Source organism: Streptomyces sp. NPDC057616, from assembly GCF_042800575.1.
GTDB lineage: Bacteria > Actinomycetota > Actinomycetes > Streptomycetales > Streptomycetaceae > Streptomyces.
On the sequence record NZ_JBHVGU010000030.1, the window covers coordinates 88808 to 102689 of the forward strand.

Genomic DNA, 13882 nt, shown 5'->3' on the forward strand with positions numbered 1-13882 from the left:
GAACCCGGCGCCGGGGGGCCGCGCGGCCATCGCCGCATACGGCCCTGACATCCGGGAAGGAATCAGAGCGGACCGCGCTGTCCGACCGACTCCAAGGATAGGTGTCCATGCGGACGCGCAGTATTGCGGGCTCTTGCCGCCCGGCGACTCGCTGCCATACTTACGACGCCGTAGGTTACGGAACCGTAGGAACCGATGTAACGGAACCTGGGCACGGTTCCCACAGCCGACCCGGCACCTGCCTCAACCCTCGACCCCACAGGGGACGCCCATGACCACGAGCTCCGATGTGATCGACGACGCCCCGAAGGCGACCGACACCCCGCCATCATCCGCCACGCTCGGCGGCGAGAAGAAGCGGTCGATCGAGCAGATCGCGCTGCTGCTGTTCATCGTCGTCCCGTTCCTGGCACTCGTCGCCGCGGTACCGCTGGCCTGGGGCTGGGGTGTGAGCTGGCTGGATCTGGGCCTGCTGGTCCTCTTCTATTACATCGGCTGCCACGGCATCACGATCGGCTTCCACCGCTACTTCACCCACGGCTCGTTCAAGGCGAGGCGGCCGCTGCGCATCGCGCTGGCCATCGCGGGCTCGCTGGCCGTGGAGGGCCCGATCGTGCGGTGGGTGGCCGACCACCGCAAGCACCACAAGTTCTCCGACGCCGAGGGCGACCCGCACTCCCCGTGGCGTTTCGGCGAGACGCTCCCGGCCCTGATGAAGGGCCTGTGGTGGGCGCACATCGGCTGGATGTTCGACGAGGAGCAGACGCCGCAGGAGAAGTACGCCCCGGACCTGATCAAGGACCCGGCGATCCGTGCGATCTCCCGCCAGTTCGTCTACTGGACGATCCTGTCGCTCGCCCTGCCCGCCGTGATCGGCGGTCTGGCGACCTGGTCCTGGTGGGGCGCGTTCACGGGGTTCTTCTGGGGTTCGCTCGTCCGGGTGGCTCTGCTGCACCATGTGACCTGGTCGATCAACTCGATCTGCCACGCGGTCGGCAAGCGCCCCTTCAAGTCGCGGGACCGCTCGGGCAACGTGTGGTGGCTGGCCGTGCTCTCCTGCGGCGAGTCCTGGCACAACCTGCACCACGCCGACCCGACCTCGGCGCGGCACGGCGTGGAGCGCGGGCAGCTGGACTCCTCGGCGCGCATCATCCGCTGGTGCGAGCAGCTCGGCTGGGCGTACGACGTTCGCTGGCCGTCACGCTCACGTATCGATTCACGCCGTAACACCGGCGAAGACGACTCCGGGCGCCGGAAGGAGACGGCCGAGGCGGCATGATTGACGCCGTGGCGACCGATCCGAGCAGCACCCCGAGCAATGAGAAGCCGCGGCGGGCGCGCCGCACCCGGATGACGGGGGCCGAGCGCCGCCAGCAGCTTCTGGAGATCGGCCGCACCCTGTTCGCCGCCAAGGGCTTCGAGGGCACGTCGGTGGAGGAGATCGCCGCGAAGGCCGGGGTCTCCAAGCCGGTGGTCTACGAGCACTTCGGCGGCAAGGAAGGGCTGTACGCGGTGGTGGTGGACCGCGAGATGCGGCGGCTGCTGGACATGGTGACCGGCTCGCTGACGGCCGGCCATCCCCGTGAGCTGTGCGAGCAGGCGGCCTTCGCGCTCCTGGACTACATCGAGGAGTACACGGACGGCTTCCGCATCCTGGTCCGTGACTCGCCCATCCCGCAGTCGACCGGTTCCTTCGCCTCGCTGATCTCGGACATCGCGACCCAGGTGGAGGACATCCTGGGCCGGGAGTTCAAGAGCCGCGGCTTCGACCCCAAGCTCGCCCCGCTGTACGCGCAGGCGCTGGTCGGCATGGTCGCGCTGACCGGCCAGTGGTGGCTGGACGTGCGCCGTCCGAAGAAGGCGGAGGTCGCCGCGCATCTGGTGAACCTGGCGTGGCACGGCCTGGACGGGCTGGAGGCGAAACCGCATCTGATAGGGCGCCGGAAGCACTGACTCCGACGCCCCGGGCGATGCCACGCTCAGTGTTTGAAGGTGTCCTTGCCCTTCTCCTTGGCCTGGCGTGCGTCGCCCTTCACCTGATCCGCCTTGCCCTTGGCGGTCATCCGCTCGTTGCCGGTCATCCGGCCCATCGCTTCCTTGGCCTTGCCCTTCATCTGTTCCTTCTTGGCCCTGGCCTTTTCTTCCTTCGCCATGTCACTCACTCCCCGGGTTCGGCGTCGGTCGGTCGTCTCACCGGGTAGCCCGCCAACTGCCGCTCAAACGGCGGTCAGCGGCTCCAGGAACTCCAGCCGGTTGCCCACGGGGTCGCTGGAGTAGAACCGCCGGTACCCGGGCAGGTTCTCGTCCCACTCCACCTGCGCCCCGTGCGCCGTCAGCCGGGCGCCGTAGCGTTCGATGCCGGTGACGCGCAGCCCCGGGTGGGCCTTCCTCGCGGGCCGGAAGTCCTCCTCGATCCCGAGGTGCAGCTGGACGGTCCCCGTCTGGAACCAGCACCCTCCCCGCGCCGCGAGCACATGCGGCTTGGGGATCTCGGTCATGCCGAGCACGGCGACGTAGTACGCCCGCAGCCTGTCCTCGGAACCGGGCGGAGCGGCCAGCTGGACGTGGTCGACGGCGGTGATCACTCGGCTACGCCTCCTTGCGGGCGACGGCGAAGATACGGCGGAAGGGGAAGGGTGTGCCGTGCTCGTAGGCCGGATAGGCCTCCCGCAGCGCCTCCCGGTACGCGCCGAGGAACTCCTCCCGGGCCGCCGGGTCGTCGGCGAGGGCGGTGAGCACGGGCCGCAGCCCGGTCCCCTTCACCCAGTCCAGCACCGGGTCCTCGCCGGTCAGCAGATGCACGTACGTCGTCTCCCACACGTCCGCCGTGCAGCCGAGCGCGGTCAGGCGCCGCAGGTAGTCCTCGGGCGCGAGGACGGCGTCACCGTGGCGCAGCAGGCCGCCGAGGCGTTCCTTCCAGCGGGCGGACCCGGCGAGTTCGCGCATCAGCCGGTGGCTGGGGGCGTCGAAGTTGCCGGGCACCTGGAAGGCGAAGACGCCGCCCGGCGCCAGGCCCGCGACCCACTCCCCGAACCGCTCGGCGTGCCCGGGGACCCACTGCAGGGTGGCGTTGCTGACGATGAGGTCGTACGGCCGGGCGGGCGTCCAGGTGCGTACGTCGGCGCGGGCGAAGTCGAGGCGGCCGCCGCCGGGGGTCGGCCCGGCGTGCTCGGCGTCGGCCTCGTCCAGCATCTCGGGCGAGTTGTCGTACCCGGTGATGTGCGCGGTGGGCCAGCGCTCGGCGAGCAGCGCGGTGACGTTGCCGGGGCCGCAGCCCAGGTCGGCGATGCGGGGTGGGCCGCCGGGCAGGTCAGGGACGCGGGCGAGGAGGTCGGCGAAGGGGCGGGCGCGGTGGCCGGCGTGACGCAGGTACTGGGCGGGGTCCCAGGTGGGAGCGGCGGGCATGGGCGGCCTCCTCGGCGTTCTGGACTGACACCCAGCCTGGTCCCGCACTTACCTCGATGTCAAGAGACTTGATATCAAGAGACTTCATGTCGACACAACCACTACACTGATCGCCATGGAGGACGAGGTCGATCGGCTGGTCGCAGCGTGGCGCCGGGAGCGCCCTGACCTCGATGTGGAACCGCTCGAGGTCCTCAGCCGGGTGAGCAGACTGGCCCGGCATCTGGACCGGGCACGCCGGCTGGCCTTCGCCGAGCACAGCCTGGAGCCCTGGGAGTTCGACGTGCTGACGGCGCTCAGACGCGCGGGCACGCCCTACCAGCTCTCACCGGGGCAGTTGCTGACGCAGACCCTGGTCACCTCGGGCACGATGACCAACCGCATCGACCGCCTGGCGAAGAAGGGCCTGGTCGAGCGGCTGCCCGACCCCAGCGACCGGCGCGGGGTGCTGGTGCGGCTGACGGACGAGGGCCAGGACAGGGCGGATCAGGCCCTGGCCGGCCTGCTCGACCAGGAGCGGGCGATCCTCGCCGAGCTCTCACGGGCGCAGCGCGGCGAACTGGCCGGTCTGCTGCGCCAGCTGACCGCCCCGTTCGACAACATCCCCGGCTGAGCGCCGGTCCGGGTCCGTACCATCGGCGGCGCCGGTCAGGCGCTGCTGCTCTCCTCCGGCATGATCCGGCCGGCGGGCCCCAGGTCGACGGGGCCGACCCCGGCCCGGCGGGCCAGCGCGACGGCCGCCAGGGTCGAGTGGACCCCCAGCTTCCCGAGGACGTTCTGCATGTGCGTGCGCACGGTGTGGGGCGAGAGGAACAGCCGCTCGGCGACGGCCTTCCTGCCGAGTCCCGCGACCATGCAGCGCAGCACCTCGCGCTCTCTCGGGGTGAGCGACTCCACCAGCCGCTCGCTCTCGGTGCGGTGCTTGCGGGCGGCGGTCAGCTCCCGCAGGACACCGGTGAGCAGGGCGGGCGGCAGATGCGTCTCGTCGCGCAGCACCCCCCGGATGACGTTGAGCAGCCGGGACAGCGAGCAGTCCTTGGCCACCCAGCCGGAGGCCCCGGCCTGCAGGGCCAGGGCGGCGCGGCGCGGATCGTCCTTCTCGGCCAGCACGACGATGCGGACACCCTGCTGCGCGGTGCGCACACCGGCCACCAGCGAGATCCCGTCGACGAGTCCGTCCTCGTTGTTCTCCTGCACGGGGACGGCCGGACGTATGCCCGGCACGTTGCCGCCCAGGTCGGAGTCGACGAGCAGGACGTCGAACCGGCGTCCCTCGGCCGCCGCGCGCTCCAGGCTGCGCAGGGCGGCGGGACCACTTCCGGCCGCGGACACGTCGACGTCGGGTTCGGCCGCCAGGGCTGCGGCGAGCGACTCGGCGAAGATGCGATGGTCGTCCACGACCAGGACTCGGATGCGAACCACGAAACCCCCTTCCCCAAGCTCTCGAAGAGCAGGGGATACCCCATCTGCGGGAGACCACGCGGGCGCAGGTACGGCGCCCGAAGTGATCCCAGGCCGTCAGCGACCACCTGGGACCGGATCGGCACACCGCACGGCCACCGCCGTGCGGAATCTGCTACCCCCACTTCGGGCGTCGTACCCGACTGTCTCGCCCCCTGATCGGCACCGGCCCCCACCGGTGCTGTTCATCAGGGTACGGCCGGGGGCCAGGAGCGGAAGGTAATTTGCAGAACTGGCTGACCGCCGCGTTTATCGTGAGCCACATGTTTCGTCTGGAGACAGAAGTCGACAAGAGCCGGTGCGATCTTCTCCGGAGGCGGCTGCGGGACACGAACACGGCGGCCTCGCCCGTCCTGCGCGCCCTGCGCGGAACCCCAGGTGAACGCGAAGTTCCGCTCCATCTCTGGGTGTTGGACGAGCACGACGCCCTCGCGGCCGGGCTGGTCGGTCACACCTGGACGACGTGGCTGCACGTGGCCTATCTGTGGGTGGACGAGCGCCACCGCGGCGCGGGGCTCGGCGCACGGCTGCTCGCGGAGGCGGAGCAGCGAGCCGTGAAGGAGCGGGGCTGCACCTCGTCCCGGCTGGAGACCTGGGACTTCCAGGCGCCGGGCTTCTACAAGAAGCAGGGCTACGAGGTGGTGTGCGTGATCCCCGACTATCCGCCGGGGATCACCGAGTACACCCTGACCAAGCGGCTCAGCTGAGCCTGCGCGCGCCCGCCGACGGCACCGCCTCGAAGACCCGCGGGGCCTTGAACCCGGCCGCGGCGAAGGCCTCTTCGACGGCCTTGGTGATCGTGTCCACGTCGGGCACCTCCGCCAGCACGATGGCCGAGCCGCCGAAGCCGCCGCCGGTCATCCGGGCGCCGAGGGCGCCGGAGGCCAGGGCGGTGTCGACGACCAGGTCCAGCTCCGGGCAGGAGATGCGGAAGTCGTCGCGCAGGGAGGCGTGGCCGGCCACCAGGACCGGTCCGATCGCCCGGGTCTCGCCCGCCTGGAGCAGGGCGACGGTCTTCTCCACCCGCTGGTCCTCGGTGACGATGTGCCGGACCAGGCGGACCGCCTCCTCGTCGTCGCCGAGGCGCGCGAGCGCCGCGTCGAGGCCGTCGTAGGGGACGTCCCGCAGCGCGTCGACGCCCAGCAGTGCCGCGCCCCGCTCGCAGCCCGCCCGGCGCTTGCCGTACTCGCCGTCGCTGTGGGCGTGCTTGACGCGGGTGTCCACCACCAGCAGCCGCAGGCCCTCGGCGGCCAGGTCGAACGGGATCTGCCGCTGCGAGAGGTCCCGGGTGTCGAGGAAGAGGGCGTGGCCCTCCTCGCAGCAGGCCGAGGCCGTCTGGTCCATGATCCCGGTGGGCGCGCCGACGTAGACGTTCTCGGCGCGCTGGCACAGGCGGGCCAGCCGCCAGCGCGGCAGCTCCAGGCCGAACAGGTCGTTGAGCGCCAGCGCGATCACGACCTCCAGGGCCGCCGAGGACGACAGGCCCGCACCGGACGGGACCGTCGAGGCGAGGTGGACGTCGGCGCCGGTCACCGGGTGGCCGGCCTCGCGCAGGGCCCAGACGACACCCGCCGGGTACGCCGTCCAGTTCCGGTCGCTCTGCGGCGCCAGGTCGTCCAGGCGCAGCTGAACGACCCCGCCCTCGACGTCCGCCGAGTGCAGGCGCAGGACGCCGTCCTCGCGCCGCGAGACGGCCGCGACCGCCGTGTGCGGCAGCGCGAAGGGCATCACGAAGCCGTCGTTGTAGTCGGTGTGCTCACCGATGAGGTTGACCCGGCCCGGTGCCGACCAGACGCCCTCGGGGGCGGTCCCGTACAGCTCCTCGAAACCGTCCCGCACCTGCTGTGCCCCCACTAGTGCTCCCTTGCGATGCTCTGCGCGAACTCCCACGCGTCCGCGACGATTTCGGCGAGATCCGCACGGGAGGGGTTCCAGCCCAGCCTCTCGCGGGCGGTGGCGGCCGACGCCACCAGGACCGCCGGGTCGCCGCCCCGGCGCGGGGCCACGACCTCCGGGATCGGGTGGCCGGTGACCCGGCGGACGGTCTCGACGACTTCGCGGACCGAGAAGCCGTTGCCGTTGCCCAGGTTGCAGATGAGGTGCTCGCCCGGGGCGGCGGCCTTCAGCGCGAGCAGATGGGCCTCGGCGAGGTCCGCGACGTGGATGTAGTCGCGCACGCAGGTGCCGTCCGGCGTCGGGTAGTCGTCGCCGAAGACGGAGATCGCGTCGCGCCGGCCCTGGGCCACCTGGAGCACCAGCGGGATCAGGTGCGACTCGGGGTCGTGGCGCTCGCCCTGCCGGCCGTAGGCGCCCGCCACGTTGAAGTAGCGCAGCGAGACCGCGCCCAGGCCGTGGGCGGCCGCCTCGCCGGTGATCATGTGGTCCACGGCGAGCTTCGAGGCGCCGTAGGGGTTGGTCGGCGAGGTGGGTGCCGACTCGGTGATCGGGACCTCCTCCGGCTCGCCGTAGGTGGCCGCCGTGGAGGAGAAGACGAGGGTGCGCACGCCCGCCTCGCGCATCGCGCCGAGCAGCGCCATGGTGCCGGCGACGTTGTTGTCCCAGTACTTCTCGGGCTTCACGACCGACTCGCCGACCTGCGAGAACGCGGCGAAGTGCAGGACGGCGTCGAAGGAGGCGTCCAGCCACTTGGCGGCGTCGCGGATGTCGCCCTCGATGAAGGCGGCACCGGCCGGGACGCCCTCCCGGAAGCCCGTGGAGAGGTTGTCGAGCACGACGACCTCGTGGCCCGCCTCCAGCAGGTGCTGTGCGACCACACCGCCGACGTAGCCCGCTCCGCCCGTCACCAGGTACTTACCGCTCATCAACTCGCTACCTCTCGCAGTCGCTCGGCCGCGCGCTCCGGCGGCACGTCGTTGATGAACACACTCATGCCGGACTCGGAACCCGCGAGGAACTTCAGCTTGCCGGAGGTTCGGCGGATGGTGAAAAGCTCGAGGTGGAGTGCGAAGTCGTCGCGGTTGACGCCGTCGAACTCCTCCAGCGCGCCGAACGGGGCCTGGTGCCAGGCCGAGATGTACGGCGTCGGCGGCTCGTTCTCACCGAAGATCCGGTCGAAGCGCCTCAAGAGTTCCAGATAGACCTTGGGGAACTCTGTGCGCGTCGCCTCGTCGAGCGCCAGCAGGTCGGGCACCCGGCGCCGGGGGTAGAGGTGCACCTCGTACGGCCAGTGCGCGGCGTACGGCACGAAGGCCACCCAGTGTTCACCCTCCAGGACGACCCGCTCGCCGGCGATTTCACGCTCCAGGACGGCGTCGAAGAGGTTCTCGCCGCCGGTCGCCTCCTTGTGGGCCGCGAGCGAACGCAGCATCAGGGCGGTGCGAGGCGTGGTGAAGGGGTAGGCGTAGATCTGGCCGTGCGGATGACCCAGCGTCACGCCGATCTCCGCGCCCCGGTTCTCGAAACAGAAGACCTGCTCCACGGAGGCGAGATGCGACAGCTCGGACGTCCGGTCCGTCCACGCCTCCAGGACCAGGCCCGCCTGCTCCTCGGTCAGGTCGGCGAAGGACGCGTTGTGGTCGGAGGTGAAGCAGACCACCTCGCAGCGGCCCGAGTCGCCGGCCAGGGAGGGGAATCGGTTCTCGAAGACGACGAAGTCGTACGAGGAGTCCGGGATCTCGCTCAACCTGCCGTCCCGGGACGGGCACAGGGGGCATTCGTCGGCCGGCGGATGGTAGGTGCGGCCCTGCCGGTGCGAGGCCACGGCGATCGAGTCGCCGAGCAGCGGGTCGCGGCGAATCTCGGAGGTGGTGACGGTCCGCTCCAGCGGCCGCCGGTCCACCGCCTCGCGCACCTGGTCGTCGCGCAGGTCGTAGTAGATCAACTCGCGACCGTCGGCCAGGCGGGTCGAGGTCTTCTTCACTGCGGACTCCCTATCCGAGCCAGCCAATCATCAAACATAACCGAACACATTGGAACACGGGCACCCACACCCGTCAACATCACAATCCAACAAAGAGCATCAACAGAAGTGTTCAATTACTGAACACAGAGGCGTAGGTTCCGCTCTGGATCAGTTCACGCAACGAAGCGAGTCTTTATGCAAACCCCCACATACCCAGCCGTGCAGCTGGCCGCCGAGCTACGACTCCCCACGAACGGGCTCGACTACGCGATCCTCGGCATCTACTTCGCCGTGGTTCTGGGCATCGGCTTCGCGGCCCGCCGATCCGTGAAGACCAGCCTCGACTTCTTCCTCTCGGGCCGCTCACTGCCCGCCTGGATCACCGGCCTCGCCTTCATCTCGGCCAACCTGGCCGCGACCGAGATCCTGGGCATGGCCGCGAACAGCGCGCAGTACGGCGCCTACACCGTGCACTGGTACTGGATCGGCGCGATCCCCGCCATGGTCTTCCTCGGCCTGGTCATGATGCCCTTCTACTACGGAAGCAAGGTGCGCTCGGTCCCCGAGATGCTGCTGCTGCGCTTCGACAAGTGGGCACACCTGCTGAGTTCAATCCTGTTCGCCTTCGCCGCGATTCTGATCGCCGGTGTGAACCTGTACGCCCTCGCCATCGTGGTCGAGGCCCTGCTGGGCTGGCCGCAGTGGGTGGCGATCGTGGTCGCCGGCGCCTTCGTGCTCGCGTACATCACGCTCGGCGGCCTCTCCTCCGCGATCTACAACGAGGTCCTGCAGTTCTTCGTGATCCTCGCCGCGCTCATCCCGATCGTGGTGCTGGGCCTGAAGAAGGTCGGCGGCTGGGGCGGCCTGACCGACAAGCTCACCGCGACGCACGGGGCGAACTTCACCACCGCCTGGGGCGGCACCGGCATCGGCAGCTCCAACCCGCTCGGCGCCAACTGGCTGACGATCGTCCTCGGCCTGGGCTTCGTGCTGTCGTTCGGCTACTGGACCACCAACTTCGCCGAGGTCCAGCGCGCCCTGTCCGCGAAGAACCTCTCGGCCGGACAGCGCACCCCGCTGATCGCCGCGTACCCGAAGATCTTCATCGTCTTCCTGGTGATGATCCCGGGCCTGGTCGCCGCCGCGCTGGTGCCGAACTTCGGCACCACCAAGTCCGGCTACCAGTACAACGACGCCATCCCGTACCTGATGCAGGAACTGCTGCCCAACGGCGTCCTCGGCATCGCGGTGACCGGTCTGCTGGCCGCGTTCATGGCGGGCATGGCGGCCAACGTGTCGTCCTTCAACACGGTGTTCACCAACGACATCTGGGGCCGGTACATCGTCAAGGGCCGCGAGGACGCCTACTACGTCCGCTTCGGCCGCCTGATCACGGTGATCGGCGTCTGCGCCTCGGTCGGCACGGCCTTCCTGGCGTCGTCGTTCTCGAACATCATGAGCTACCTCCAGACGCTGTTCTCCTTCTTCAACGTGCCGATGTTCGTGGTCTTCATCGTCGGCATGTTCTGGAAGCGCGCGTCCGTGAAGTCCGGCTTCTGGGGCCTGCTCGCCGGCACCGTGGCCGCGATGGTGAACTACTTCGTGATCTACAAGCAGGGCATCATCGACATCCCCTCCGACCAGGGCGCCAACTTCGTCTCCGCGATCGTCGGCTTCGTCGCCGGCGCGGTCGTGATGTTCGTGGTCTCCCTGTTCACCAAGCCGAAGCCGGCCGAGGAGCTCCAGGGCCTGGTCTACGGCACCCGCTCCCCCGGCATGGACGAACCGCCCGCCGAGGGCGACGACGCCTGGTACCGCAAGCCGGCCCTGCTGGGCTGGGGCGCGATCGTCATCGCCGCCGCCTGCTACATCCCGTTCTCGATCTGACGGCATCCGACTGAGGAGTTCGAACCACCATGACCGATCAGTCCGGAAACCCCGGATCCTCCGGATACTCCGAGAAGGACGTCCAGCGCGAGGTCAGCGAGCTGCAGCAGCAGTCCGCGACCGCGGCCCGCATCTTCGACCTCCGCCGCATCATCGGCGGCCTGTTCGTGCTGTACGGGATCATCGTCACGATCACCGGCATCACCGACGACCAGGCCGCGATCGACAAGGCCCAGGGCGTCAACATCAACCTGTGGACCGGCATCGCCATGCTGATCCTCGGGATCTTCTTCCTCGTCTGGCTGAAGCTGCGGCCGACGCCGCCTCCGGCCCCCGCCACCGAGCCGGAACCGGACGACGATCCCTTCGCGCCGGGCAGGTGAACGCACCGGGGCCGGAGGCTACGACGCCTGCGGCCCCGGTTCCGTCTCGGCGGGAGGCGAGTGCGGCACCGGGCCGGCTCTGTCCAGCAGCCCCGTCCGGGCCGCCAGGGCCGCCGCCTCCAGCCGGGAGCCGACGCCCAGCTTCATCAGCACCCGCTGGACATGGGTGCGGGCGGTGGAGGGCGCGATGCCCATGCCGGCCGCGATCAGCCGGGTGTCCTCGCCGTCGGCGACCCGGACCAGGACCTCCACCTCGCGCGGGGTGAGCATCTGGAGCAGGCGCTGGCCCTCGTCGTCGGGCTGGGCCGCGGGGTTGAGGAGTTCACTGAAAGCCCCCTGGAGCAGCTGCGGGGCCACCGCCGCCTCACCCGCCCGCGCCTTCATGATGGCGCGCTCGACCCCCTCTATGCGCTCGTCGTGACGTACGTAGCCCGAGGCGCCCGAGGCGAAGGCGGCCGCGATGCCGCGCGGGCTCGGCACCGGGCCCAGCACCAGGACCGCCACCTGCGGCCGCTCCCGTTTGATCTTCACCACCGGGTCGAAGATGCCCGGCTCGGCCGGTGTCGCCGTACCCAGCAGGCACACCTCCGGTGCGCGCGTGATCACCAGCTCCGCCGCCCCCGCGGCGGGTGCGGCCGCGGCCAGCACCCGGTGCCCCCGCAGCTTCAGCGCCGAGGCCAGCGCCTCGGCGAGCAGTCGGTGGTCGTCGACCACCATGAGCCGCACTCCCATCGAGCAACCCCCCAGTCCCCCCAATGGATCCCCACGGAATGCGCCGCTGTGGATGCCCACCGGTCCGCGCGGAGAGAAGCCCCCTCCCGGCTCCCCCGCTCTTCATGCCCCCGGAAGCTACACGCTTGTTCGACGAAGCGCTCCCCCTACTGGAGAGAAGTGCCCCGGATCGGCGGAAATTCTGGCATTCGAGGACGATGCGCGGTACGCGCACGGCCCCGCCCCTGAGCAGGGACGGGGCCGTTGCGGCCGGGTGCGCGAGGCGTCAGCCGGAGGTGCCGAAGGCGATCGCCAGGTACTCCTTGTCGCCCGTGGTGGACGGCTTGTCCGCGTAGACCCCGGCCATGTACAGGTGGCCCTGGCTGTAGAGCAGTTCGGAGTACTCCGGTGACATACGGCTCTCCGCGTCCCGCACCTGCTCCGTCGACGGGTTCTCCAGCAGCTTCGTCTCCTTGAACGAGCCGCCGTCGATGCTCACGATCTGGCCACCCTTGTCGTACGGCGGGCGCTTGTACGCGATCACGTTGCCGCCGTCCATGCGCAGCGGCGTGATCGTGTAGCCGTCGCCGGCGTCCGCGCGCTGGCCGGTCTGCTTGCCGGTGGCCAGGTCGAAGGCGACGATCTCGTTGGTCTTGCTGTAGTCCCCGGTGCCGTCGTGCTCCTCGGTCGGGATGTACAGCCGGCCGTTGCCGACCGCGAGGCCGTTGCACGACTCGATCTTCGTGATGCCGTCGCACTTGGCCGCGAACTGGTCGCCCGGCGCGGAGATCCGGGTGATCAGCTTGCCGGTCTTGTTGTCGATGGAGAAGAAGTCCGAAATGCCGCTGCCGTCGCCCGCGCTGTCGCCCACGTCCGCGGCGACCACCAGCGGGTCGGTCGACACCACGGAGGCGTACTCGATGCCCGCCGTCATCTTGTACTCCGTGATCACCTTCCCCGACTTCGGGTCGATGGTCTGGATGTGCAGCTCACGCTGGTCGTAGGTGCCGCACTTGCGCACCGCGACCAGCTTCGCGCCGCCGCCGTACCCGGCGTCGTAGCAGGTGTCCGTCGGCTTGGGCGACCACAGCGACTTGCCGGAGGTGATGTCCCAGGCGGCGCCGCCGCTGGTGCTGCCGGCCGCGACGGTGTTCGCGCTGACCGTGACGTTGTCCAGACTGATGGGCCGGTCACCGGAGTTGACGGTCTTGGTCCACAGCTTCTTGCCCGCGGCCAGGTCGATCGCGGAGACCTGGCTGCAGCCGGCCGAGCTGTTCTTCGGCGGCATCTTGGGCTGGTAGACGACCGCCGTCTTGCCGTCCGCGGTGGTGTGCGTGCTGGCCTCGCACACCGGGCCGGGCAGCTTGATGGTCCACAGCTTGGTGCCCTTGTCGGGGTCGTAGCCGTTGATCTCGGCGACGCCGGCCTTCACGTACGCCTTGTCGGTCAGCCACGAGCCGGAGACGACGGTGCTGTCGTCCACCTTGGGCTCCGGGACCTGGAACAGGACCCGGGAGGCGGGGTCGGAGGGCACCTTCTCGTCGCCCTTGCCGGACGCGCCCCCGGTGTCGCCCTTGGCGTCCTTGCCGCCGGTGCCGCCGCTGGAGCTGGCGGTGTCGTCCTTCTTGCCGTCGTCCTTGCCGGACTTCGCGTACCAGATGCCGCCGCCGACGATCAGCGCGATCGCGACGACCGCCGCGACGATGATGGCCAGCTGCGCGTTGATCCCCTTGCGGCCGCCGGGCTGCCCGGCCTGCGGCTGGAGCGGCGCGGTCGGCTGCGGGTAGCCGTAACCGGGCTGCTGGCCATAGGGGTTGGGGGCCTGGCCGTACGGGTTGGGCTGCTGGCCGGGGTAGCCGTAGCCCGGCGGGGTCTGCGGGGGCTGGGGCGGCTGCTGGCCGTGCGGCGCCTGCGGATAGCCGTAGCCGGGCTGCTGCCCGGGCGGCGGCGGGGGCGTCTGCGGGGCCTGGGGCGGCTGCGGGGCGCCGAAGCCCGGCTGCTGCGGAGCCCCGAACCCGGGCTGCTGCGGCGGCGTGGGCGGCTGCTGCGGCGGCTGCTGCGGCTTGTCCAGGGACGGCGGCGGATCCTGCGGCGGGCCGAAACCACCCTGCTGGGGCGGCTGGTTGGGCGGCGGAGGCGGGGGCTGGGTCATGACGTGAGTACCTCGGGGGGA

The 13882-nt window shown here is 70.3% G+C and carries 15 protein-coding genes; 6 read left to right on the plus strand and 9 right to left on the minus strand.

The genetic code is table 11. From position 1 onward, the window contains the following. Positions 1-271 precede the first annotated feature (271 nt). Positions 272-1279, plus strand: coding sequence for an acyl-CoA desaturase (locus ACFU97_RS32200; protein ID WP_384263815.1), 1008 nt, complete (start codon positions 272-274; stop codon positions 1277-1279). Next, positions 1276-1953: a TetR family transcriptional regulator gene (locus ACFU97_RS32205; protein ID WP_384263817.1), complete on the plus strand. Its 678-nt coding sequence runs from the start codon at positions 1276-1278 to the stop codon at positions 1951-1953. Before ACFU97_RS32200 ends, ACFU97_RS32205 begins: the two co-directional genes overlap by 4 nt. Before the next feature lie 26 nt (positions 1954-1979). Here the strand turns inward: ACFU97_RS32205 and ACFU97_RS32210 are convergent, their stop codons facing one another. The 3 genes from ACFU97_RS32210 to ACFU97_RS32220 all read right to left on the minus strand — a co-directional run bounded on the left by ACFU97_RS32210 (position 1980) and on the right by ACFU97_RS32220 (position 3405). After that, the gene (locus ACFU97_RS32210) at positions 1980-2153 is read right to left on the minus strand and encodes a CsbD family protein (protein WP_384263819.1); all 174 of its coding nucleotides are present in this window, start codon (positions 2151-2153) and stop codon (positions 1980-1982) included. A gap of 63 nt (positions 2154-2216) precedes the next feature. Further along, complete coding sequence (locus ACFU97_RS32215) at positions 2217-2585, minus strand: VOC family protein (RefSeq protein ID WP_384263821.1); 369 nt, start codon at positions 2583-2585, stop codon at positions 2217-2219. A 4-nt stretch (positions 2586-2589) separates the two neighbouring features. Continuing rightward, the gene (locus tag ACFU97_RS32220; RefSeq protein ID WP_384263824.1) at positions 2590-3405 is read right to left on the minus strand and encodes a trans-aconitate 2-methyltransferase; all 816 of its coding nucleotides are present in this window, start codon (positions 3403-3405) and stop codon (positions 2590-2592) included. 115 nt (positions 3406-3520) lie between these two features. On the opposite strand from ACFU97_RS32220, the gene tamR reads away from it, so the two are divergent. After that, on the plus strand, positions 3521-4018 hold the full coding sequence (gene tamR / locus ACFU97_RS32225) for a MarR family transcriptional regulator TamR (protein WP_328871921.1): 498 nt from the start codon (positions 3521-3523) through the stop codon (positions 4016-4018). Between the two features lie 35 nt (positions 4019-4053). Here the strand turns inward: tamR and ACFU97_RS32230 are convergent, their stop codons facing one another. After that, entirely contained in the window at positions 4054-4827 is a 774-nt protein-coding gene (locus ACFU97_RS32230; RefSeq protein WP_384263826.1) for a LuxR C-terminal-related transcriptional regulator, read from the minus strand. Positions 4828-5129: 302 nt separating this feature from the next. Between ACFU97_RS32230 and ACFU97_RS32235 the strand changes: the two genes are divergently transcribed. Beyond that, positions 5130-5573: a GNAT family N-acetyltransferase gene (locus tag ACFU97_RS32235; protein ID WP_384263828.1), complete on the plus strand. Its 444-nt coding sequence runs from the start codon at positions 5130-5132 to the stop codon at positions 5571-5573. Here ACFU97_RS32235 and galK read toward each other — a convergent pair. Genes galK through galT form a run of 3 tightly spaced genes read right to left on the minus strand, consistent with a single transcriptional unit; the run spans position 5566 to position 8746 of the window. Next, positions 5566-6720 carry a galactokinase gene (gene galK / locus ACFU97_RS32240; RefSeq protein WP_384263830.1) on the minus strand — a complete coding sequence of 385 codons (1155 nt, stop codon included), beginning with the start codon at positions 6718-6720 and terminating at the stop codon, positions 5566-5568. The two genes, ACFU97_RS32235 and galK, sit on opposite strands and share 8 nt — an antisense overlap. Beyond that, on the minus strand, positions 6720-7688 hold the full coding sequence (galE, locus tag ACFU97_RS32245; protein WP_384263832.1) for a UDP-glucose 4-epimerase GalE: 969 nt from the start codon (positions 7686-7688) through the stop codon (positions 6720-6722). Before galE ends, galK begins: the two co-directional genes overlap by 1 nt. Beyond that, positions 7688-8746 carry a galactose-1-phosphate uridylyltransferase gene (galT, locus tag ACFU97_RS32250; protein WP_384263835.1) on the minus strand — a complete coding sequence of 353 codons (1059 nt, stop codon included), beginning with the start codon at positions 8744-8746 and terminating at the stop codon, positions 7688-7690. Before galT ends, galE begins: the two co-directional genes overlap by 1 nt. Before the next feature lie 177 nt (positions 8747-8923). Between galT and ACFU97_RS32255 the strand changes: the two genes are divergently transcribed. Together ACFU97_RS32255 and ACFU97_RS32260 are read left to right on the plus strand one after the other, a co-directional pair. After that, positions 8924-10615, plus strand: a complete 1692-nt coding sequence (locus ACFU97_RS32255; RefSeq protein WP_384263837.1) for a sodium:solute symporter family protein — start codon at positions 8924-8926, stop codon at positions 10613-10615. A gap of 29 nt (positions 10616-10644) precedes the next feature. Continuing rightward, positions 10645-10998, plus strand: coding sequence for a hypothetical protein (locus ACFU97_RS32260; RefSeq protein WP_384263840.1), 354 nt, complete (start codon positions 10645-10647; stop codon positions 10996-10998). An 18-nt stretch (positions 10999-11016) separates the two neighbouring features. On the opposite strand, the gene ACFU97_RS32265 is transcribed toward ACFU97_RS32260, so the two are convergent. Continuing rightward, positions 11017-11730 carry a LuxR C-terminal-related transcriptional regulator gene (locus tag ACFU97_RS32265; RefSeq protein WP_384263842.1) on the minus strand — a complete coding sequence of 238 codons (714 nt, stop codon included), beginning with the start codon at positions 11728-11730 and terminating at the stop codon, positions 11017-11019. 265 nt (positions 11731-11995) lie between these two features. Next, a complete protein-coding gene (locus ACFU97_RS32270) occupies positions 11996-13861 on the minus strand; it encodes a PQQ-binding-like beta-propeller repeat protein (protein ID WP_384263844.1) in 1866 nt (621 codons plus the stop codon). Positions 13862-13882 lie beyond the last annotated feature (21 nt).